At 44.9% G+C, this 23,677-nt stretch carries 19 protein-coding genes; 10 read left to right on the forward strand and 9 right to left on the reverse strand.

Annotation, left to right across the window (positions count from 1 at the left end; genetic code table 11):
- Nucleotides 1-3 precede the first annotated feature (3 nt).
- The 9 genes from K7R10_RS12820 to K7R10_RS12860 all read left to right on the forward strand — a co-directional run bounded on the left by K7R10_RS12820 (nt 4) and on the right by K7R10_RS12860 (nt 5,482).
- Nucleotides 4-273 carry a hypothetical protein gene (locus tag K7R10_RS12820; protein WP_224485120.1) on the forward strand — a complete coding sequence of 90 codons (270 nt, stop codon included), beginning with the start codon at nt 4-6 and terminating at the stop codon, nt 271-273.
- Between the two features lie 105 nt (nt 274-378).
- Nucleotides 379-1,020, forward strand: coding sequence for a hypothetical protein (locus K7R10_RS12825; RefSeq protein ID WP_224485121.1), 642 nt, complete (start codon nt 379-381; stop codon nt 1,018-1,020).
- Between the two features lie 201 nt (nt 1,021-1,221).
- On the forward strand, nt 1,222-1,638 hold the full coding sequence (locus tag K7R10_RS12830) for a hypothetical protein (RefSeq protein ID WP_224485122.1): 417 nt from the start codon (nt 1,222-1,224) through the stop codon (nt 1,636-1,638).
- Nucleotides 1,639-1,963: 325 nt separating this feature from the next.
- On the forward strand, nt 1,964-2,155 hold the full coding sequence (locus tag K7R10_RS12835; protein ID WP_224485123.1) for a hypothetical protein: 192 nt from the start codon (nt 1,964-1,966) through the stop codon (nt 2,153-2,155).
- A gap of 167 nt (nt 2,156-2,322) precedes the next feature.
- On the forward strand, nt 2,323-2,820 hold the full coding sequence (locus K7R10_RS12840) for a TlpA family protein disulfide reductase (RefSeq protein ID WP_224485124.1): 498 nt from the start codon (nt 2,323-2,325) through the stop codon (nt 2,818-2,820).
- 222 nt (nt 2,821-3,042) lie between these two features.
- A complete protein-coding gene (locus tag K7R10_RS12845) occupies nt 3,043-3,483 on the forward strand; it encodes a hypothetical protein (RefSeq protein WP_224485125.1) in 441 nt (146 codons plus the stop codon).
- 208 nt (nt 3,484-3,691) lie between these two features.
- Nucleotides 3,692-4,252: a hypothetical protein gene (locus K7R10_RS12850; RefSeq protein WP_224485126.1), complete on the forward strand. Its 561-nt coding sequence runs from the start codon at nt 3,692-3,694 to the stop codon at nt 4,250-4,252.
- Nucleotides 4,253-4,384: 132 nt separating this feature from the next.
- Nucleotides 4,385-4,603 (forward strand): hypothetical protein, encoded by a 219-nt coding sequence (locus K7R10_RS12855; RefSeq protein WP_224485127.1) that lies wholly within the window; start codon nt 4,385-4,387, stop codon nt 4,601-4,603.
- A gap of 138 nt (nt 4,604-4,741) precedes the next feature.
- Entirely contained in the window at nt 4,742-5,482 is a 741-nt protein-coding gene (locus K7R10_RS12860) for an SOS response-associated peptidase (protein ID WP_224485128.1), read from the forward strand.
- Here K7R10_RS12860 and K7R10_RS12865 read toward each other — a convergent pair.
- From K7R10_RS12865 to K7R10_RS12895, 7 genes are all read right to left on the reverse strand, one after another.
- Complete coding sequence (locus K7R10_RS12865; protein ID WP_224485129.1) at nt 5,466-6,251, reverse strand: glycoside hydrolase family 16 protein; 786 nt, start codon at nt 6,249-6,251, stop codon at nt 5,466-5,468. The genes K7R10_RS12860 and K7R10_RS12865 overlap by 17 nt on opposite strands.
- Complete coding sequence (bglX, locus tag K7R10_RS12870) at nt 6,248-8,521, reverse strand: beta-glucosidase BglX (protein ID WP_370631314.1); 2,274 nt, start codon at nt 8,519-8,521, stop codon at nt 6,248-6,250. The genes K7R10_RS12865 and bglX overlap by 4 nt, the downstream gene beginning before the upstream one ends.
- 45 nt (nt 8,522-8,566) lie before the next feature.
- On the reverse strand, nt 8,567-10,219 hold the full coding sequence (locus K7R10_RS12875; protein ID WP_224485130.1) for a glycoside hydrolase family 16 protein: 1,653 nt from the start codon (nt 10,217-10,219) through the stop codon (nt 8,567-8,569).
- A 4-nt stretch (nt 10,220-10,223) separates the two neighbouring features.
- Nucleotides 10,224-12,362, reverse strand: coding sequence for a hypothetical protein (locus tag K7R10_RS12880; RefSeq protein WP_224485131.1), 2,139 nt, complete (start codon nt 12,360-12,362; stop codon nt 10,224-10,226).
- A 22-nt stretch (nt 12,363-12,384) separates the two neighbouring features.
- Nucleotides 12,385-13,848, reverse strand: coding sequence for a RagB/SusD family nutrient uptake outer membrane protein (locus K7R10_RS12885; RefSeq protein ID WP_224485132.1), 1,464 nt, complete (start codon nt 13,846-13,848; stop codon nt 12,385-12,387).
- A gap of 12 nt (nt 13,849-13,860) precedes the next feature.
- Nucleotides 13,861-16,884, reverse strand: a complete 3,024-nt coding sequence (locus K7R10_RS12890) for a SusC/RagA family TonB-linked outer membrane protein (RefSeq protein ID WP_224485133.1) — start codon at nt 16,882-16,884, stop codon at nt 13,861-13,863.
- A 622-nt stretch (nt 16,885-17,506) separates the two neighbouring features.
- Nucleotides 17,507-20,314, reverse strand: a complete 2,808-nt coding sequence (locus K7R10_RS12895; RefSeq protein ID WP_224485134.1) for a triple tyrosine motif-containing protein — start codon at nt 20,312-20,314, stop codon at nt 17,507-17,509.
- A gap of 164 nt (nt 20,315-20,478) precedes the next feature.
- Here K7R10_RS12895 and K7R10_RS12900 point away from each other — a divergent pair, with 164 nt between their 5' ends.
- Entirely contained in the window at nt 20,479-22,674 is a 2,196-nt protein-coding gene (locus tag K7R10_RS12900; protein WP_224485135.1) for a DUF5916 domain-containing protein, read from the forward strand.
- Between the two features lie 10 nt (nt 22,675-22,684).
- Here the strand turns inward: K7R10_RS12900 and K7R10_RS12905 are convergent, their stop codons facing one another.
- On the reverse strand, nt 22,685-23,065 hold the full coding sequence (locus K7R10_RS12905) for a hypothetical protein (RefSeq protein WP_224485136.1): 381 nt from the start codon (nt 23,063-23,065) through the stop codon (nt 22,685-22,687).
- Between the two features lie 305 nt (nt 23,066-23,370).
- The gene (locus tag K7R10_RS12910; protein ID WP_224485137.1) at nt 23,371-23,571 is read right to left on the reverse strand and encodes a hypothetical protein; all 201 of its coding nucleotides are present in this window, start codon (nt 23,569-23,571) and stop codon (nt 23,371-23,373) included.
- Nucleotides 23,572-23,677: the final 106 nt, after the last annotated feature.

A 23,677-nucleotide genomic window follows, 5' to 3' on the forward strand; every position in this document is an offset into this window, starting at 1 on the left:
ACCATGAAAAAAGTTATTTTAAGCCTTGCCCTTGTTTTTGCAATGGGTATGTCATTTACTTCTTGTAGAGAAACCAAAGAAGAGAAAGCAGAAGATGCGATCGAGCAGGCTGCTGAAGACACAGAAGACGCTCTTGAAGATGCAGCTGACGAAACAGAAGAAGCTGTAGAAGAAGCAGGAGATGCTATTGAAGAAGGTGCAGAGGATGCAGAAGCAGCTGCTGAAGAAGCAATGGAAGAAACTGAAGAAGCAGTAGACAGCATGTCTAACTAAGATAGTTTAAATGCTTACGAAAAGGCTCGTCATGATGACGGGCCTTTTTTGTTTGCAGAGGTTTTAATTTTTAATGAATAAATTGAATACCGGTATTTTTAATTTATGCTCAGGATTCTAAAGTGTATAGCGGCATTTATTGTCATTTCTGTTAATGTAAATGCACAGTTTTCAGGCGATTATGAAAAGCGGGAAAACGGGGTTATCAGCAAATTGACGTTAAAGGATTCCTTATTTAATTATTCAGAATTTGTAGTCGGTTCTCACGGAGCATTTCATAGCAATGGGGAAATTAAAATAGAGGGAGACACATTAGTCCTTGTTCACCAACCCTATGTATTACCGGATCCCATCATTGATATTTCGAAACGGGTGGAAACATCGGGAGATATCGCGATGGAGATTTATTCATTGGATTCTACAGCGCTTGGAGATTCAGACATTTTCTTTTTAAAAAATGATGAAGTGATCGCTCATCAAAGAAGCAACCTAAAGGGTGGCCTTAAAATCAATTTTGATCCTGCGATTTATGATGAAATAGCTATAGGTCATGTGCTTTCAAATAGCGAATTGATCATTCATAAAAGCCGGATTCCGGAAGACAGTGGTAAAATTAAAGTCTATTTACCAGTGGAGAGTGCTGATTCTTACAACAGGATAAGGAGGGAGGAGAGGTTTCTGATTAATGGGGTGAAATTAATTTCCCTTGACAATGGTGAGGTCTTTTTCGAAAGGATTAAATCCTGAAACCTGGACAATCTATCTTTCTTAATCCATTATCACTCTTACATATTTCGAAAATATTCCATACCTTAGTCAGGCTATAAATAATTAGTTCCTGTGATCTTTCTGCCTGAGTTACATTCCCATTATCAGTTATTTTTTTAGAACTTAAACAAATTTTGCTATCGGGCCGTGGAATTTTTACCATTTTGAATACTGAAGGCAATGGTGCAGGAAAAAACAAATTTCTCAGTAATGATAACTCTGGTCAGACCAAGACAGTACGGTGCTGGTATTATGAAGTATAAAGTTTTCGCAAACGATCAATTGATTTGTGAAATCGAAGATGATCAGACTTTAGAAATTGATTTGGATTCGGGAACGTATGTCGTCTTTTCAAAAGTCCTTTGGTTTAAGAGTAAAGAGTATAAGATGAATTTAGAGAATGGCGATACTTTAATGATAAGAACTAATAAATATATAATCTGCCTACCTGTTTTGCCAGTGCTTATCTACGGTCTGATCGTAGGTTTAGATCTCGATTCCAAAACTTTGGTTTATTCTGTCTTGATTCTTGTCGTCCTGATCTTGATTAATGTGCCAATTGTAAAGCGAAATTATCTAAAACTTTCAAAGCTATAATCTAAAGGAAGCATGCGCCGCTTTATTAAAATACGAGAACCCCGGAATGGAAACGTTTTATGAAAAACGTAAAGCCCAGATGGCCGGTAATAAGGATTCAAGGGATTGATGTATATCAATAGTATAAATGGAAATAAGGATAAAAAGAAAAAGGCTCATATTATTTTACTTAATGACATTCTTGTGGAGTCTCTTATTGATTTTGAAATTCGTTTATGGCGGTTTCGAAGATTGGTCTGACTACCTTTTAGTTTTTATCGCAGTTATTTTTATTTTTCAATATTCCCACAAAGTACTTACACCGTACGTAACAATTGCAAAAGGTATGATCTCGACCCATGAACTCTTTTCACCTAAAATAGACCTGACCCAGATAAAGCAGGTTAAAGAATTCGCCGGGGAGCTAATAATTAAAACCGATAAGGAGGAATTGCGAATAAACGCCGAATTGATCGAGCAAAAGGAACTGAACAGTTTGAGAACAGAATTGAATCAAAAATGTAATTTGACTTACTGATCTCTGTCATTCCGGAAGGTCGGGGATCAGGTTCAGTGGAATTAAAACTGAGCAGAACATAGCTAAGGTTATAGTAGTTATCTAATAAAATGAAAGCAAATACTGTTTTAATCACATTTCTTCTCCTTGGTGTTTGCTCCTTCTCGCAAAGAAAAGATTCTTCTGAAATGGACTTGCAGTCAGGATTGATTAAAATGAATATGGCGGAAGAGGGCATGCGTTTCACCGATGGGAAAATAACCACCTTTAGCAATGATGTAATCTCAACAGAGCAATTCAGAGGAAGTTATCTGGTGATAGATTTTTGGGCCACCTGGTGCGCACCCTGTGTGAAAGAAGCGCCGGTTTACAAGGAAATAGCAGAAGCATTCAGCGAGAAAAATATCGTATTTATTTCTGTTTCACTTGATCATGATTTTGAGGTCTGGAAGTCATTTCTGAAAGATAGAGAATGGAACCCGACCCACCATTACTGGTATGGTAAATCGGGGGATGATCCTTTTTTGTCTATAGCCTATTCAGCTATAAAAATGACCGGTAAAACATTTTATGGGATTACCCTCCCAAAATATGTCATAATCTCTCCGACAGGCGAAATACTGAGCAATTCAGGGATCAGACCCGGCACCCCTGATTTTATAAATGAATTGCGAAATTACTTCTAGATAATCCGCTCTGGGCCCTAATTGAAAAAATCTGTTCTGTACTACAAGATTTAGAATATATTCCTATATTGATCTTTTAATTTTTTGTCGGAGCTATTCTGAATAATGGCCAAATTGCATCATAAGAGGAAGCGAGGCATATAACTTAATCCTCTATTGACAGCTGCGGTTAGTCAAACAGCTTATTCATCAAAAGCAGCAGATATTTAATTTCAAATAATCATGAAAAAAGCATCCTTTCTTTTATTAGTCTTAATCTCATCCCAATTTTCTTTCTCACAACTTTCTCCTCAGGAAATAACATTTAATTTCTTCGAAACTTATAAAGCCAAGGGGGCATCCACAGCATTGGAGGATTTATATGAAACCAATCCCTGGATGTCCAGGTCTGCCGATGCCATCACCAATCTAAAAAGTCAACTTGAGGGACTAAATAAAGATTATGTAGGAGCATATCATGGTTATGAAAAAATAACGGAGAAAACGCTTGGAAATAGTTATATGCTGTTAAGTTTCATGGTGAAATATGACCGGCAACCTATTCGATTCATATTTCACTACTATAAACCAAAGGATAAGTGGGTCATTTATGCATTTAAGTTCGATGCGAATATTGATGAAGAGCTGGATGAATCTGCCAAGGTTTATTATCAGGACTTATAAATAAAATCAGGGTTCAAAAGGACATGACGGACCTAACCTTATTTGACAATTTTCGAAAATATTTCCCAGATCAGATAAATCGTAAAATTGAGGCAGGTCTTTCAATAGCTCGTTTTTGCTACTGATAAAGCCCAAATAGGGACTTTATTCTTTAAGTCTCTAGCCATTGGCACGAAACGGCTTAGAAATCTTCATACCAATAATCTGAATGAACAAGTTTGCTGCAATAATTTTACTATCAATCAATATGTTTTATTGTAATCGATATGAAAAAGAAATTGATCAACTGGCCATAGCCAAAAGGCACTTCACGGTACTCGATGATTCTAACTATTCGAAGGTGGATTTCTGGTTTTCTGATAGCTTAATTATAGAGGAAGGGAGTTATAAGCAAGTCTATTCTAAAAACGAATACATAGAATTATTAAAATGGGACTCAGTCTTTGATCCAAGCTATGAAATAATTGAGCTGCTGAAACTTGAAAAGGGCGTAAAGGCAAGAATTTCAAAATTGGATAAAAGAATAGCGTTTCTTCATGGCAAACCATTCATAACGAATCAGACACTGAGATTCGAGAAAAGTAAAATAGTAAGTATTGAGATTGAATATTCGAATTTCAATGATTCAATATGGTCGGCAAGGAAAAATGAACTTTTACGTTGGATTGAAAAGAACCATCCCGAGTTAAATGGTTTTATTTATGATCAAACAGAAAGTGGGGGCGAAAAATTTTTAAGAGCCTTAGAGTTATATCAATTAAGGCATTAACTGGCAAAACATATTTTGCAAGATCCGGGAAGGTTTAATAATATTACCTATCTTAAATTTTCGCAATGATCTGAATCGCTCGTGCATGTACCATTAACGTTCATGTTCTTAAAATCCTAAAATCAACAACCGATGGGAATCACCATACTAATCGCCACCTTACTATTTTTAACCACCAATTTCCTGTTTTGGAAATTTACCCATACGCATTTCGAAAAGGAATACGGCAAGAAGGTATTTCAGCATTGGCGCACCAAAACCTATTACTGGCAGGGAGCCATTTTCGTGAGTACGGGGGTAACTGCCGTGATCATTTTTCTGTTGCAGGGGGCCGATATACTGACCTTCTGAAATTCTTTAATAAGAATAAGCTTCCCGCGATTATAAAAGCAGGCCTTATCATTATTAGCCTCCCGTAAAATTCATTAATTTAGGGGAATAGCATTATTTGAATTTCCCGAACCCCACCAGGCTTTTAGCAACTAACAGATGTGTTACCATACCAGCCAGACGAAAACTACCTCTCAGCTTGAGAAACGATTCAATGTCTCACGTGACAAACGTTATGATATCGGGGAGCTGGATTTTACCTTTTACCATTCGAACGGGTTTGCGCATCAGAACATCCTGATCGTGCCCCAGCAAGAGCCTGATACCCTCACCCCGGCTAAATGGGGGCTGATACCCCCGGATCAGCCGGGTGCCGATCATGAGAGCTATTACAAGAAGAGCATACGCTATGGCAGCGGACTTAACGCCCGTTCAGAGAAGCTTTTCGATCATTTCGTTTACCGGCTTTCCGCCTATGAGCGCAGGTGCCTGGTGCCGCTCGACGGCTTTTTCGAGCCACATGAAAAGGCCGGAAAAAAGTTCCCTTATTACATACATCGCAAGAATAAGGAATGTTTTGGCGTGGCGGGTATCTATACCATAACGCCCGATAATTATGTCACCGTATCCCTGCTAACCAAAGAAGCCTCTCCGTTTATGGCTGAGATCCATAATAAACGCAAGAGGCAACCTGTTTTGTTAAAAGCCGAAGATGAAAACGCCTGGCTTGACCCCGCAGCAAACCGGGAACAGCTTGAAGCGATCATCGCTTCTGCTTATAAAGACGAATCGCTCGAGGGATGGGCTGTGAGCCGTGATCTTTTCAGAACCGGTGTTGACTCAGACAGACCTTCAATCGTCGAGCCCTTTCCCTATTCGGAACTTAACGCCTTGTTTTAGAAGTGATGTCTTCCGCCTGGTAGACCTTGATATAGTCGATCACATACCGGGCCGGGAAAATGGCATCGTTTACTTCAGGCCCTCCAAAGTTTCCGCCAATGGCCATGTTCAGCAGCAGATAGAAGGGCTGATCATAGGGCCAGGTCTCCTCATTCTTTTCTTTGGGCGCGTAGGTATACACTTTTTCACCGTCAACACTGAAGGTGATACTTTCAGGAGTCCAGTCTGCCCTGAATAGGTGAAATCCTTTTTCGATGTTGTCGATATAGGTTTTTTGGGTATTGATGGTATTCCCATGGCTGGAAGCGGTATGCATAGAGGTGAACACCATACCGGGTTCCCTGCCTACATATTCCAGGATGTCGATCTCTCCGCATACGGGCCATCCGACTTCATCGATATTGCTTCCCAGCATCCAAAAGGCAGGCCATAAACCTTTACCCTCGGGGATGTTAGCGCGGATCTCCACCGTTCCGTACCTGAATTCAAATTTATCTTTGGTGTTTATCCGGGCAGAGTGATAAGCATCGCCCTCTTTTCTGGCAGTGATCACCAGGTTTCCGTCTTCGAAACCGATGGATTCATCCCCGTACAGCTGCAGCTCATTATTCCCCCAGCCGCAAAGATCAGGGCAACCGTTTCCCTTTTCGATATTCCATAAGGTCGAATCAAGGCTGCTGCCTTCAAAATCTTCGAACAGCACGAGTTTTTGAGCCTGCAAGGATACCAGTCCTGCAAGAAAGCATACTACTAAGGCGATTTTTTTCATTCTGACAGGGTAAATTCGGTTTCCAGCAGTTTGTCTGAACTTCCGCCCACGAATACTTTAAAGTCACCTGCTTCGGCTTCCCAGGTATTGTTGGCGGTATAGAACTTCAGGTCCTCTTCGGTCAGCTCGAAAGAGACCGTTACCGATTCACCCGGTTGCAGCATATGCTGGCTGAACTTCTTGAGTTCTTTCACCGGCCTTGTTCTGCTGCCTGTGAGGTCACGTATGTACAATTGCACGGTTTCTGTTCCTGCCACATCTCCGCTGTTGGTAAGGGTTGCTGTTACATTTAAAGCACCGTCACGAGCCATGGTGGCACCGGAAGTCTTAAGGTTGCTGTATTCAAAATCAGTGTAACTCAGCCCATACCCGAAAGGGTAGAGCGGTTCATTGCTCTCATCGATATAATGTGACCAGAAAACCAGGTCAGGTGCGGGAATTTCAGGTCTTCCGGTATTCTTGTAATTGTAATAGATCGGCACCTGCCCGACACTTTTCGGAAAGGTCATCGGCAGTTTTCCGTTAGGGTTATGATCACCATACAGTACCTGGGCGATCGCGTTTCCGCTCTGGGTTCCCAGATGCCAGGCTTCGACGATGGCAGGGATGTTCTCATCTGCCCATTCGATGGCGAGCGGACGTCCGTTCATCAATACCAGTACGATGTTCTTATTGACCTCGTATACAGCTTCTAGCAGTTCCTGCTGCAGACCCGGAAGGTCCAGGCTGGTTCTGCTTCGCCCTTCTCCAGACTGGAAACCGTGTTCTCCTAGCACCATGATCACTACATCCTTGTCACGGGCCATTGCCACAGCCTCTTCAATTCCCGTGCGGTCTGTGGTGTTGATGCGGGTTTCCATGGTGAAGCTCGGTTGACCTTCGACCAGTTTTACTCCCTGCTCGTGGGTGAGTTCATTATCTGCATATTGCTGAAGACCTTCCAGTACTGAAATTGCGGTCTCATCGTCTGCAGCGATGCGCCAGCTACCCAGGGGAGAGGTTTTGTCGGCTGCCAGCGGACCGATGAGTGCGATGTCAAGGCCTTCCTTTTTAAGCGGAAGCAATTTGTTTTCATTCTTGAGCAACACGATCGACTTTTTAGCCATGTCGAGAACAGCCTGCTGGTGTTCTTCGCTGCCAATCACCTCTTTTTCTCTCTCAGGATCGCAATAGCGATAAGGGTCATCGAACAATCCGAGTTCGAATTTCACTTTGAGTATACGTCTCACCGCGTCGTCGATAAGGGCTTCATCTACCTTGCCTTCCTTTACCAGGGCAGGCAGGTGATTCAGGTAATGATAAGACTCCATATCCATATCGCTTCCTGCGGTGACAGCTTTATAGGCGGCATCTTTTCCGTCTCTGGCATAGCCATGCGGAATCATTTCATTGATAGAGCCCCAGTCGGAAACCACAAAACCCTCGAACTGCCAGTCGCCTTTCAGTATATCACGTTGCAGGAATGTATTTCCGGTGGCCGGAATACCGTTCAGGTCATTAAAGGCGTTCATAAAGGTTCTTACCCCTTCTTCCTTAGCTGCCTGAAAGGGAGGGAGGATCTCGTTATACAAGGTAGCGGTTCCGATGTCAACTGTGTTATAGTCTTTTCCCGCTATGGCAAAGCCGTAGGCGGCAAAGTGCTTGGCACAGGCCGCAACGGTAAGCGGGTCTGACAGATCGCTTCCCTGGAATCCTCTGACCCTGGCACGGGCGATCTGACTTCCGAGGTAGGAATCTTCTCCTGCTCCTTCCATGACGCGCCCCCATCGGGCATCTCTTGAAATGTCTACCATGGGAGCAAAGGTCCAGTTGATCCCGCTGGCAGCAGCTTCTGCTGCTGCTACCTGGGCCGATCTTTCGATGGCTTCCAGGTTCCAGCTGGCCGCTTCGGCCAGCGGGATTGGACTTACTGTTTTATAGCCGTGAATGACGTCGAAACCGATGATCAATGGAATCCCCAGTCTTGACTCCTCTACGGCGATCTTTTGTACTTTCCGTACTTCTTCCACACCGCGCACATTAAGCATTGACCCGACACGGCCTTGTTTCAGATCTTCGTACTTGTCGGCGGCATCTCCGTCCTGGGGAGCCGGTCCGGTGACGTTCCAAAACCCGTTATACTGGTTCATCTGTCCGATCTTTTCTTCCAGGGTCATCAGTGACAGGAGGGAGTCTACTTTCTGATCGGTATCTGACATGGCTGATGTCGTTTGAGCCCGGGCTGAAAGCGTCATAAATAACGCCGCTGCCCAGATGATTGAATTTTTCATGCTATTGTGCTTAACCGGTTGGTGTTATGTGTTTTACGTTTAAATTTACTGATATACTCTCACATAATCAATTTCCATCGTTGCAGAGGTGAAATCGGGATCTATATCACCTCCGAGTGTTCCTCCCATCGCCATATTCAGGATCAGGAAGAAATCTTTGTTGAAGGGAAGATCAGCATTGTTCGAAACACTGTGATACATCTCATCGTCAACATAGAAATCAATGCTGGTTTCACTCCATTCCATCGCATAGGTATGGAAAGCTGTGGTGGCATCGGCTACCGTGGTGCTTCCAGTTCTGGCATTCCCTGCGAAATTGTTGGGATCATGGGTGGTTCCTAAAATGGTTTCCGGATTGTTTCCGGTGAACTCCATGATATCGATCTCCCCGGCGCCCGGCCACGGATTGGTATCGATATCGCTTCCTAACATCCAGAAGGCCGGCCAGGTTCCACCGCCCTGAGGCATTTTTGCCCGTACTTCAACTCGCCCGTAGGTAAAGCTGAAATTATCTTTGGTAGTGATTCGTGCCGAGGTGTATTCCTTTCCACCTACAGCCTCTTTGATGGCTGTAATCTTCAGGTACCCGTCTTCAATCCTGATATTGTCAGGAGAATCGGTATAGTACTGGGCTTCGTTATTACCCCAGCCGCAAAGGTCAGGACAACCATCACCCAGCTCGTAATTCCAAACGGTGGCATCAGGAGCCCCCGGGGTATCGAATTCACGCGCCCAGATCAGTTCGTCGAAATTGTTTCCTGAAGGCTCGCTTCCCCCTCCGGCACCTGCATCGGTAGCGATCAGGATGAACCACCAGTCGAATTCATTATTTCCGTCTGTGGTCTTAACGATCATTTCATCGGCCGAACGGCTGAAGATCTCATAACGGTGGTCTCCGCCGGTATAATAACCAAGGAAACCGGTGCCTGACAATGAGAGGGTTTCGACTCCATTCGGTTCGCTCAGTGCCCAAACCTCCTGGTAGTCATTGTACGGGTAATTGATGATATCTGCTCCCTGTGCTTCCCCTCCTGGACCTGCCAGTTCTTCGATAAGCACTTCACGTCCGAAAACTGTTCCTTCAGGAGTGTCTGTAGTCTCATCAGTAATATGGGTGAAGGTTCCATCTGCGTTGAAGATATACCGGTCGTCGTACATACCGACTCCTGTTTTCTCCTCAGGGCCTGCGCCATACCATTCTGTCGGGATATTCCCTCCTACGGGTCCGAGACCGAAGTGACCGGAGGCTTCTGACTTGATCCTCCAGGTTCGACTTCCGTCGCCCACTAACATCTGCAACAGGTCGGCCGGTGGCTGATAGGTAACCAAAACTTCAACGCCTACGTTCTTACTGGTTGAAATACCGCCGGTTCCCACCGCAACCACACTTACGTTATAGGTGAAAAGTCCGGTATTACTAAAGTTAAAAGTGGTCTCTCCGGAAGGGACAGCGCGGGTTTCTCCGTTAAAAATAAACTGGTATCCCAGGGCGTCATCTGCAGAAGCAGTAAAGTGAACGCTTCCGCTTCCGTCTCCGTAAGGGTTATCGGCATCTGCACCCACGATATCTACCGCCACTTCCAGGTTAGAGGGGGTAATGATCGGGTCCAGTTCGGCCAGGTCTTCTTCGCATGATACCAGGATTATGGCGAGTAGCCATAATCCTGATAAGCGGTATATAAGTTTGAAAATATTCATAAGATTATTGTTTTACGATGTCGTCGATATAGAAATCTCCGGCGGTAGTGCCGGGACCGTCGATAAATATTACCATGGTTCCGTATTGTCCGGTGGGTATGAAAGGTTCACCGGCACCCTGGGTTCCGTCGATATAGCTTTTGATCGCATCATTTGCGAAATCAAAGGTCAGGGTTTCCCATCCGCTTCCGCTGTGATTGGCGGTTACCTCGGTTTGTCTTTCACCATTCAGTCCACCTTCGAACTTCAGTAGTACGGGAACTGCCGCATTCGACCATACCTTCATGGTGATCACCTTGTTTCCAACGCTGAAATCAGCGGCGTTGTCAAGGTTAAAGAATCCACCTTCCCAATTCACACCTGAGTTGGTGATCTGTCCGACCATTGAAGCTTCTGTATTGGTTCCTGACAGATCAGGATTCTCAACAACCTGATAAGAAGCACCGTTAAAGGTACCGAAATCATAGGCTACATATGGATTGTCAAAATCAATTGGCAATGACAGGGGTTCAGAGGTGAATGCCAGGTGAGCAACATCATCGATGTAAAAATCACCTGCAGTGGTTCCCGGACCATCGATAAAGAGGGTCATCACACCATATTGTCCGGTTGGCACGAAAGGTTCACCGGCACCCTGGGTACCATCGATATAACTTTTGATCGCATCAGTAGCGAAGTCAAAGGTGAGAATTTCCCAACCGCTTCCTGAGTGATTGGCAGAAACCTCGGTTTGTCTTTCACCATTAATACCACCTTCGAATTTCAATAATACCGGAACAGGGGTGTTCGCCCAAACCCTCATGGCGATGGTTTTGTTCTCAACCGAGAAATCAACTGGTTCTCCCAAAGTAAAGGCTCCACCTTCCCAATTCACTCCTGAGTTGGTGATCTTGCCCACCGTGCCTGTGCTGGTATTCGCACCTGAAGCGTCAGGATTGGCAACCACCTCGAAAGAGGTTCCGTTAAACACAGCCATTTCATAATTAACTCCCGACTCGTCAAAAGTCATTGGTAATTTCAGTGCCGTAGCTGATGCATCAGCCAGCATTATATCATCAAAGAAGAAATTCTCTCCTTGTCCGTTGGTTCCGAAATCAGGGAATACCACCACCACGTCATAGGCGTTGGCAGCATCAAAAGCTCCTACAGTAGAGGTAGCCATATCAAAACTGAGGGTTTCCCATGTATTCGCCTCCGTAGTGGTTGCGGTTACTTCTGCTGCGATATCGGGATTCGATGAATTTTCGATCTTAAAGAGAACCGGAACACCGGCACGTGGTGACCATACTTTCATGGAAAGAACCGAACCGGTTGAGAAATCAATTGGCTCGTCCAGTCCGAGAGCACTTCCTGCCCAAACTTCAGATCCTGCGGTCTTTTCGATCTGCAGCACTTTGGCGCTGGTGTTTGCTCCGCTTGCATCAGGATTATCTATGATGGAAGGATTGGCTCCTCCAAAACCTCCCCAGGCATAGGCAAGTACTTCTGACTCAAAATCAAGCGGCAGGGAAAGCGTCTCTGAAGTGGTGAAGCTCACAGTGATGCTTACCACGCTTTCGACGGTTTCTGCACTGGCTCCGCGAGCGATCACTCTGATGCTGTACGTACCTTCTGCCTCGTAGGTGAAAGTAGCGGTCTCTCCGTCCATCACTGTTACAGGCTCTTCATCCTGACCCAATCCGAAATAGATATCATATGCGGCGGCATCGGCTGCACTTGGGGTAACGTTCACAGTCAGGTTGGAGGTTGCAATATCAACCACCAGGTCTGATGGCTTGGTAAAGGAAATGTTTACCACGCGAACCAGTTCGCTGGTCAAACCTGTAAGACCTACAGCTACCACACGAAGGTTGTATTGACCCTCTGCATAGGTATGGTCGGCAGTTTCACCGGGACTTACCTCAAGGGGAGCTTCGTTTTCCTGGTCCCCGAAATAGATAAGAAAGCTGGTAGCCCCCTTAGCGGTCGGGGTAACCGATACCTCACCGCTGCCATCCTGGGCAATGTCAAAGGCTACATCGAGTTCAGTCGGAGCTGATACGTCCTGCAGCGCATAAGAGATCTCTTCTTTTTCGCACGAGCTTATCACCATGAGGGTGGCCAGCGAAAATATATAAGTTAATACTAGTTTTAGAGTTTTCATAGGTACGTCGATTTGTTTTTAATTAATAACCAGGATTTTGCTCCCAACGGTTCCCCGCCAGTTCGATTTCTATTGAGGGTATCGGGAATAGTTCGTGTTTACCGGGGGTAAAGCCATTAATGGCTGAAGCGGCTCTTCCGGTTCTGACCAGGTCGAAGAACCTGTGACCTTCGCCGATAAGCTCCAGTCTTCTTTCTTCGTAAATAGCCTCGGTAAGCTCGTTGCCCGATGCGGTAACCGGATCAAGACCCGCCCGGTCACGAACCTCATTCAGGTAGGTTCGGGCCCTGTCGTCACTGATGCTTCCCCTGTTAAGGGCCTCAGCTGCCATTAGCAGCACATCGGCATAGCGAATGGCGCGGTAGTTGTTCGGGTTGGTCAGGTTCTGGTCTCCTGTATTGAGATCTCCCTGACGAGGTATGTACTTGCGATTGTAGAAGCCGGTATGTTCAAAACCTTCTACGTAAGTAGCGCCTGTTTCCTCAGCCCATGCTTCGATATTCAGAATGGCAATATCTCTTCTTAGATCCTGATCAGAGAAGGCGTCATAAGCTTCCTGAACAGGTACGTTAAAACTAAATCCAGAGTCGAACAGGGGACCGGTATAATTTCGTGGCCCGTTAAATCCAACAGCTACATTTCCTTCACTACACTGAAGGCAACCGAATCCGGCACCTTCCTGATCGGTGTACTGCACTTCGAAAACAGATTCTGCACTGTTCTCGCCTTCCTGTTCAAAAATGATGCTGTAGTCTTCAAGAAGTCTGTGCGGACCGTTTTGGATCAGTGTCTCCAGCACGGCAGCGCTTTCAACGAATTTATCCTGGTAGAGATAAACTTTACCAAGCAGCGCCTGGGCAGCGCCCTTGGTTACTCTTCCATCCTGACTTTGCGTATAGGGAAGAATGTCGGCTGCATATTGCAGATCAGCTTCGATCTGGGCATACACTTCACTTGTGGGTGTTCTTTCAACTACGTCCTGATCTCCAAAGAGGAAGCGTTGATCAACAGCCAGTGGCACATCGCCGAACCACTTTACGAGTTCGAAATAATAATAGGCTCTTAAGAAAGTTGCCTCTGCCAGGATCTGTTCTTTTCCGTCGAATTCAATCTTGTCTTTAAACTCCAGGATGTAGTTCGCCCGATTGACACCGGCAAACATCCAGGTCCAGATATCGCGCAATTGCTGGTTAACCGGAGTATGCCTCATGTCATCCACTTCCTGTATCCCGGGAACGTCGGTGGCGCTTTCTCCACCGGCGAGGGTGTTATCTGAAGCGATCTCGCCCAGCATTACGTTCAGGTAGGTGGAATGCAGCAGGTCATAGGCAGCCACAAGAGCGTCCTGGTAATCCTGTTCTGTATTGAAGAAGTTTTCAGAATCTTCGTCGAAAGAATCAACTTCTACGAAATCATCGGTACATCCGACAGCCACCATGGCTGTAACAAATGCGATTATGAGGTAGGTAGTCTTTATAATTTTCATTGCAGCAACATTTTAAAATTTAAGATTTACACCCAGCAAATAGGTTCTGGGTACAGGATAGAATCCCTGGTCAATACCACCTCCGATGGGAGCTCCGTTAGAAGCCGCAGGGTCATATCCCAAATAATCGGTAAAGGTGTAGATGTTATTTCCAGACAGGTAGAATCTGAGCTTGGTTATACCAGCCTTTTCTATCACACTGGCAGGAAGTGAATACCCAATCTGAACATTTTGGATTCGCACAAAAGAACCATCTTCCACGTAGAAGTCAGAGAACAGGATGTTCGAAGTGGCTCCTGTAGTGACTCTTGGGTATTCGTTAGTCGATCCCGGTCCTGTCCAGCGGTTTAGTACGTAGTTCATTTTATTAACCAACGGCTGGTTACGCTCATAGTTTCGAACGATGTCATTACCTACAGAGGCAAAAGCATAGGCTGTCAGGTCAAATTGTTTATAGTTCATACTGAGGTTCAGACCCATGGTAGCATCCGGGATTGGATCACCGATATATGTTCGATCATTACTATCGATCACACCATCTTCGTTAATGTCTACGAATCTCAGGTCACCTGGGTTGGCATTGGTCTGAGTAGCATGGGCATCAACCTCAGCCTGGTTCTGGAAAACCCCGTCGGTTTTCAATCCGAAGAAATATCCAAGTGGGAATCCATCTTCCATTCTTGAAGGCGGATCCTGTCCGACACCAAACGATCCGCCGGGTATGAACCCAACTCCATTATTCACTGAGATCACCTCATTCTCAAGGAAGGTAGCATTATAATTAATGCCAAAGCTGAAATCCTTCTCCGCGTCGCTATTGTAGCCGATAACAAATTCAAAACCGCGGTTTTCAACGGTACCGGCATTCACGACAGGCGATCCCGATCCTGGCGCTCCGGCACCCAGAATACCTGACACCGGTGGTGAAACCAGAAGGTTCTCAGTGCGTTTCTGGAAGTAGTCTGCCGTGATGTTCACGTGACTGTTGAACATTCTGATATCGGTACCGATATCAAGTGTTTTTTGTTCTTCCCATTGGATCTCAGGGTTAGACAACTGTCCGGCAGCCGAACCAAAGAAAAGGGTGTCGTCGAATACATAGGTTCCTTCCCCTGAAAGAACCGATCGGAAAGCGTTAGCTGCGATACGGTCGTTACCTACAATACCGTAACTACCTCTCAGCTTCAGGAAGTTCAGGACTTCGCTTTCTCTCAGAAATTCTTCTTCGCTGATCACCCAACCGGCAGAGAAGGATGGGAAGTAACCGAAACGGTTTTCAGGACCAAAGGCGGTCGAGCCGTCACGTCTGATGATGGCAGATAATAGGTATTTGCTGTCGTAATTATATTGCACACGGGCAAAATAGGACAGGAGTCGGCTATCAAATTGATCTCCCCCGTTGATGAAGTTGTCTATAACGTCTGTTGCGTTATCGATATCTGCATTCAGGAATGAATTACCGGGAATGTCAAAGCCGGTGAAGCCTGAGAGCTGTCCCTGTGTTCTGAAAACAGACATACCAAGGGTAGCTTCCACATTGTGAACATCAGCGAATGTTTCGCTGTAATTGAGGAAGGTATCCCAGGTGTAATCCTTGAAGATATTGTCGTTTTCGGCCACCAGGTTACGGTCTACGTTAAACACCTTACCTGACCCGTAAAATACTTCCGGCAAGAAGACCAAGGAACTGGTTTCGGCATAGTTGAACTGCAGGCTAGTTTCAAAGCGAAAGTTGTTTAAGAAGGTGTAATTACCTCCGATCTTACCTGATATCCTGTTAATTTCATTGGAATTAAAGGTATTGGCGATCTGAGACGCGGGGTTGATAACCTCGTTCCCTAGTCCTTCAGAAATACTGAAAGCTCCGTCGGCCTCTCTGACATTCAGAGTAGGAGCATTGTTGGCAGCGTTGAACAAAACCGATCCCAAAGCGTTCTCGGCAAGTGTCTTTCTGTTCGTATTGGTATAAAGGAAATTCGTGGTGATATTGAGATCTTCAAAAAGTGTGGCATTAAAGTTTCCTCTGATCGTACTACGGTTAAAGTTGGCTTTTTCAGCACCAACGATACCGTCTTGCGTCAGGAATGAAGCACCCACAGAATAGCGGGTGTGCTCAGTACCTCCTGAGGCTGTCAGGTTATGATTGATGATGGGGGCTTTTCCGAATACCTCATCCTGCCAGTCGGTTCCTTCTCCTAATCCGGCAACGTTCGGAAAAGGAAGCTGATCACCTCCAGCAGCGTAGGCCTCATTGACGATAAGTGCATATTCTGTGGCATTTAAAACAGGTAATTTTCTGCTTGTTTCCTGGAAACCGCCATAAGCATCATACGAAAATTGCAGGGGGGTGTTCTTGCGACCTGTTTTGGTGGTGATCAAAATCACCCCATTCGCCGCACGCACCCCATAGATACCCGCTGTAGCATCTTTCAATACGTTAATGCTTTCAATGTCGCCGGGGTTAAGTACCGAAAGGTCTTCGATCACGTTCCCGTCTACCAGGATAAGCGGACGGTTATCGCCGTTGGTCGAGATACCCCTGATACGAATATTGGAAGCGGCACCGGGTGAACCGGACTGGGTGGTTACCTGAACACCGGCTACCTGCCCCTGAAGAGCCTGTTCCACACGCTGGGGGTTGAGTTCTTCAATCATCTCTTCACCCACTACAGAGACAGCACCGGTGATCTCTTTCTTTCTTTGAGTACCATAACCCACTACCACCACTTCTTCAAGTGACTGGGTGTCGGGTTTAAGGCTGATATTTAAAAAAGTATCATCAGTAACGGTTATTTCCTGGGGTTGAAAACCTATATAGGAAAAGACCAAGGTGGTTCCCGGTGAGATACCACTAATCTGAAAGTTTCCGTCAAAATCGGAGCTGACTCCTTTGGTAGTATTCTTTACCATGATATTGACGCCGGGCAGCGGGGTCTCGGTCTGATCATCTGTGACCTTCCCGCTTACGGTAAATTCTTGACCGTATCCTGCCGTAATAAACAGGCATAGCATTAGGAAAATTAATTTGTGACGCATAGGTATAGTTTTGAAATCTAAAACTACTCGTATGCATTATGAAATCCTCAAAAAAGACCTCAACAAAATTCATACATCGTAATAATGGGTGTTAATTTTTAGGAAAGAGATACTGGGTTTCCTTTAAAATAAGCTGTTAAGAGAGTGTTAACGAATTATAAATAATCTGTTTTAACTGGTTGTTTATAAGCTAAAAAACGTTTTCGTTGAGGTAATGTTGAGGTAAAATAGCTCAGCGTAGAGGTATTTTATAAAAGCCTGTGCGATTTAAAAAGGCATTTTTGATCTTAGTTGAAAGCATTTCTTCGAAAACGATATCGTAATCAATGGGAAGGTATAGGGTGAGAAAATTATTCATAATAATATTATCGGGTTGATTTTCTCCATGAAGACCACCTTCAACCGAATGTGATTTTTCAGGTCTTTTTTGGTGAGCTTACATTAAAGGTGATATTCACTTTGGAAACGAATATAATTATGGACTGACGAAAGGATTAAGGAGGTTGGTTACTGCCTGATTTAAGCAGGTAATGAAGTTTGATGAGTAAAATAATCAAGTAGCGCAGGCGACCTGAAATTGAAATTCGTGTTGAGCGGAGTCAGGTAGATCACATGCCAGTGATCAGATGTCTAGTATGTATTCCACAAGGCTCTGTTCGTGTTCCAGGTCCATCTTCTTACGCAGGCGGTAGCGTTTGATCTCCACACTGCGCACCGAAATGTTGAGCAGGGGTGCTATCTCTTTTGAAGACAGGTTCAGCCTTAAGTAGGCACACAACCTGAGATCGTTGGGGGTGAGAGTGGGGTGCTTTTCCTTCACCTTTTTGAGAAAGTCTTTGTCGGCATTGTTAAAGGCATCTTTAAAGAGATTCCAGTTATCTTCTTCGCTGATGTCATTGTTAATGCTGCTGATGATGGTTTTAAGGTCTTTTTCTGACTTCCCGTTTAGTTTTTTGAGACGGTCTCTGACCTCGATCAGAAATTCATTCTTCTTGATCAGGTTCATGGTTGATGCAGCCAGTTCCCTGTTCTTGCTCTCCACATCTTCCCTGAGCTTTTCATTTCGCAACCTGATGATCTCCTGTTCGTTCTGCAGCTGCTGCAGCCGCATTTTCTCTTCATTCTCCTTGATGAGTCGGTACTGCTGCCGTGTATAATAGCGCTTGTATTGCCGGTTTATAAAATAGGCTGAAATAACCAGTAAAATAAAATAGACCGTCAGGGCCCAGTTTGACAGATACCACGGGCGCAGGATCACAAAACTGAAAGAGGCAATGTTTTCACTTTTCCGGTTTCCGATTCGTCCCTCCACTTCAAACCGATACTCTCCGTAGGAAAGGTTTTCGAAGCTGGCTATCGGATCTTTTGTCCAGTCGGTCCATGCATCCTGATGCCCCATTAATCGGTATCTGTAGGTGGCCTCGGTAAATTCCCGGTACTCAGGAATATAATATTTGAACCCTATATTGTTATTATCAGAACTCAGTCTTGCCGATACTTTGTGATTCAGTAAAGAATCTTTTTGGTTGAAACTGTGAATAAACGCCCTTTCCAGTTGTACCTGGTAGGAACGGGTATTGGCCTCTGAAAGGTCCATTTTCAGGTAACCGTCTTTGGATGCGATCAGGTATTTTTCTCCTCCGAGATACGAAATATGCTCATATCCTGATTTAGACCTGATCTTTTCATAGGGAATGCCTGTTTTTTCTATGGTATAATAACTGCCCAGGTCGTTGGTGCTGATACGGTTCAGGTTGTCTTTGGTAAATACCCAGAGGTTGCCGTTCCGGTCGTTGATCATTTTTCCGGATACATATTTATCGTTCTGAAAGAGTTCGCTAAGCAGTGTATCCCTGGTAAAGCCTTTTTGTTCCTGCAGATCTAACCGGTAAATTCCTTTCTGGTTGGCATAGATGATATCACGATTAAATCTGGTCAGTCCTGCGTTCTTTCCTTTCTCCGGGAGTTCCAGTTTTTTAAAGTCTGATATAAGCTTCAGGCTTTTATCAAGCTGCAGTTCAAATACCCCTTTATATTCATGACTCATGAAAATTTTAAGATCATCGGTGATCTCGAAGTGTTTCGATGAATAATTAAAACCTTCCACGGGGCCTGCATATTGCCATTTTCCGTTTCTTTTCTCAAGGAGGTTGAAACCGTTATAATTCCCCTGCAATAATTTTGAATCCTCGCCCGGGATAACCCTGAAGTCCCAGGTGCCCGGAATATTCGCCAATAGTTCAGCCTCGCCTCCCTTAATGAGAAAGGTGCCGCTGTCATGACCGCAAAACACCTGATCATCATGGATGAAAAGAGACCATACCTGTGATTTTGTACCTTCAATCAATCGAAAGTCTTTATCGTTACCCTCTCTGTAGAACAATCCCTGGTTGGTTCCCAGGTATAAAATGTCATCTTTAATAGCCGTGGTATAAACCGTTCCCAGTTCCCCGCCATTGTCCCTAAAGATCCTGAAGGGAGAGTTGAGATTGATGCAGTTGATCCCGCTGTCAAGAGCCAGCCAGATATTGTGGTCCCGGTCTTCCTTCAGCGAAAGAACCGTGTTGTTCGAAAGACCCGAATACTGATCAAGCCGGTACAGGATCTCCAGATCTTCATTTATGATTAAGACTCCTGTGGCAATAGTACCCAATGCGATGTTTCCTTCGGAAAGTTGAGAAACGCTGTATATTCTGAGGCTCTTAATCCTGTCGTCTAAGGGAACCTCCTCGAGAAGTTTATCGCGTGTATTGTAGCGGTAAAACCCGTTTTGTTCACTCAGGATCAAAAGTTCGTCATCCTGCTGCAGGATGGAAACGATACGGGAATTCGCTATGTTCTGATTCGTAAGGAAGGGTGTGGCCTCTCCGTTAAGGACCTTAAAAATACCCAGGCCAAAAGAATGAAAATAGATATCGTCACCTACCAGGAACATTTTGGTGACTCCGTTTCTGGCACCAACTGAACTGAAAGTCTTTCTCAGGGTATCGAAGATCAGAATTCTGTTCAGTGACTGAAACAGTACATAGTGATCAGACTTTTGGATATCCCAGAATTGTTCGTCTTCGATGAATTCCAAGGAGTATTCTTCTGCCAGTGACTGGTATTTCAGGGTGTTGGTATGGTCTGCTGACCAGAAACCAATATCCATATAACAGCCGGTGTAGACCAGGTCGTCGATCACCTTTACAGATCGCATGATGCTTTTATTGGGGGTGGGGTAATGATTCCAATAGGCGCCGTTGTAAACCAGCAGGCCGTCGTTATTGGCCACAAAGATCTTCCCGTCTGCACCCTGGTCGATCTTCCAGTTCTGATTGCCCGCCTGATAATCTATCGGATCGAATTCCAGAACAGGAGGCAATTCCTGGGTAAAACCCGAGAAAGCGCCAAAAAAGAACAAAAGTAACAGTAAAGAAACAGGTCGCATGAGGCAGCAATTTTTCTGGGTCTAAATATAACGGTTTCTGCAAAAAGTCGGCATAAAAGCTTCAGTCCAAACAGCTTGGTCATGAAGGATTACTTTTTTTAGGATTTCTTTAACGGCATAATACCTTAACTTTGATCACTCCTGACTAACCCTATGCTTGATCGATGAAGTTTCTTTTATCTCTTTTACTACTTATTACATTTTTTAGCCTTCAGGCTCAGACCTCTGATAAATCATTCACGGTTAAATATACCAGGGAGCCATTTAAGATTGATGGGATACTCGATGAAGAAGCCTGGAAGGATGCCGAGAGTGCGCGTGATTTTATGCAGTATTTTCCGTCTGATACCGCCCTGGCGAATAAGCAGACTGATATCAAGATGTTGTATGATGATACAACCCTCTACCTGGGGCTGACCATTGAGACTTCAGGCGATGAATATGTAATTCCTTCCCTGGAAAGAGACTTCAGGGCAGGGGGCAATGACAATATCAGCCTGCTGTTCGATACTTTTAACGACGGGACCAATGCTTTTCTGTTTGGTATTAACCCTTATGGAGTACGCAGAGAAGCGCTGATCTCGAATGGCGGTGCTGACAACAGTGGTTTTACCACTTCGTGGGACATAAAATGGCAGGGCGAAACAAGGGTCTATGAAAACTATTATACAGCAGAGATCGCTATTCCTCTTACTTCGGTAAAGTATAAAAGTGGGGAAACGAAGTGGCGATTCAACAGTTATCGCTTTGACATGCAAGATAACGAGCAGAGTACCTGGGTTCGCATACCTCAAAACCAGGTAATATTCAATCTCGCTTTTATGGGCGATATGAATTTTGAATATCCCCTGGGTCGCTCCAGAACCCCTGTGGCGATAATTCCTTATGTTAACACCAGGTTGAGCAAAGACTATGTAGCAGATAACAGTCAGACCGATTTTAAGTTTGGTGGGGATGCGAAGATCGCCGTTGGAGGAGGTATGAATCTTGACCTTACATTAAATCCTGATTTCTCGAATGTGCAGGTTGATAATATAGTGGTTAACCTGACCCGTTTTGAAATCTCCTTACCTGAACGAAGGCAGTTCTTTATAGATAACAGTGATCTGTTCGGAACATTTGGGGATGAACGGGATATGAATCCTTTTTTCTCAAGACGTATAGGAATCGCTACCAATGCCGATGGGCAAACGATTGAAAATCCTATAATCGCCGGTGCCCGACTGAGCGGAAAGATCGATGAGAACTGGAGGCTGGGGTTACTAAACGTACAAACGGAAGAAGATCCGGAAAATGAGATCCCATCCAATAATAATACGGTGGTTGCTCTGCAGAGAAAAATGTTTTCCCGGTCTAACCTCAGTTTACTGTTTGTGAACCGGCAGACATTTGAAGATTACGATTTCCTGGAAACGGGCGAGCGGTATAACCGGGTTGTTGGCCTGGATTACAATCTTGCTTCAGCAGACAATACCTGGGTTGGGAAGTTCTTTGCCCATAAGGCCTTTGCTCCTGAAATCGGTGATGAGAGTTACAGTGCGGGAGTAAACCTTCGTTATAACTCGACTAATCTTTCCTATGGGATTCGCGGAAATTACGTCGGTGATGATTTCCGGTCTGATCTGGGATTTGTAAGGAGAACCGATATTATTGCCGGCAGGCCTTTTGCCCAATATACTATCTGGAAACGTACCGATAAGATCAATAATTACAGTTTCAGGGTGAACCCGAATTTCATCTGGCGCCCGGGACTGGATTATCAGAATACAGACTATGCCATCTTTAGTACATGGAACGTGGAGTTCACCAATCAATCGAGATTTTCGGCACGTCTTATAAACCGGTTCACCTACCTGACCGACCCATTTGATCCAACCAATACCGACGGAGCGGTTGAATTACCAGGTGATGAAGGATATTATTACAACAGTTTTGAGGTGGAATACGGCTCTGACAGGCGGAAGATATTCTCGTATAATATACAGCCGAATTATGGCGCTTTTTTTAATGGAGAACGGTTTTCAATTGAGGGTGGAATGAACCTCCGGGTACAGCCTAAAATGTTTTTTTCGGTCGATGTGAATTACGACCATATTGATCTACCTGATCCCTATCCCGATGCAGATATCTGGCTGATCGCTCCCAGGGTGAATATTACTTTCAGCAAATCTGTCTTTTGGTCAACCCTGGTCCAGTACAGCAATCAGATCGATAACCTGGGAGTCAATTCACGGCTCCAGTGGCGATTCGCTCCCCTTTCAGATCTTTTTCTTGTATATAACGATAATTATTTCGTTAACACCATCATGCCCAAAAGCAGGTCGATAAACCTGAGGGTGTCTTATTGGCTGAACATTTGATCATTGTCGGCTAGAAAGCTTCCCCGATTCTGAAGTGGATACCCCAGTCGCCGTCACCGACCGCGGTATCCAGGCCGACCTTAAGCTTATTCTTTTTAATTGCGGTATAGCGAAAACCGGTGCCGATTCCGGGGTAGAGCTTCCAGTTGTAATCATAGTTGTCAGCTCCGTAAAGGGTAGCTAACCCGAAGAAACCTACCAGCCCGAGCCCTGAATCGCAGTTCTTGTGATACTCGGTATGTACGGCGATTTTACCATCACCTCTGAATTCTCCTAGAGAGTAGTCTCTTATGTCTTTATTGCCGATTACCACCTGCTGTTCAAAATCTACATCTCCCAGTCCTGCGTTTAGATGTGCCCTTACTGCCAGAACATCATCATTGGCTACCATTCCGATGTATCGGTTGTATTCTGCTTTAACCCTGTTGGCAGGGGTGTCGTTGGCCAGCCATTCAGGGAAAATACTCAGCTTTATCTTCGCCAGGTAGCCTGAATCGGGATATCATATCAGGTCCCGGGTCTCTGTGGTGAGTATAAAACTCAGTGCGTTTTTCATATTGTTGGTGGGGGGGGTGCGATATCACCTTCAAAAGTGGTTTCTGCCACTGATCGGGTAAGGGCAAGTTCGCCGTACCAGTAACCCTTTATATTTCTTTGTACCCCCAGATGCACTATTTTAAAGGCTGAACGGAAATCCTAAATGCCCGGTGGTATGTCGATCGACTCAAGCCCGGTTTGTGAATTCTGATCTCCGGTTCCCGCGACTGCTGATCTCCGCCAGCGGTCATGATCGAGAAAAAGCCTGGTAAAGGCAAAACCGAAAAAGGAGCCGTTGGTGGGAAATACGATCATGGTGCCGGCCATGGTCGGGGGTGAAACGGTATCTTGCTTACTCATGGGAAACATAATCATAGGTACGGCACCAAACTCGAACTTCAGATTTCTGCTGCAATTCAGTTAAGGTACCGGAACGAATTTAAGATCTGATTTTGGTTTGGCTGAT

Origin of the sequence: Robertkochia aurantiaca, assembly GCF_020166495.1 — a bacterium.
In the GTDB taxonomy this organism is placed as follows: domain Bacteria; phylum Bacteroidota; class Bacteroidia; order Flavobacteriales; family Flavobacteriaceae; genus Robertkochia; species Robertkochia aurantiaca.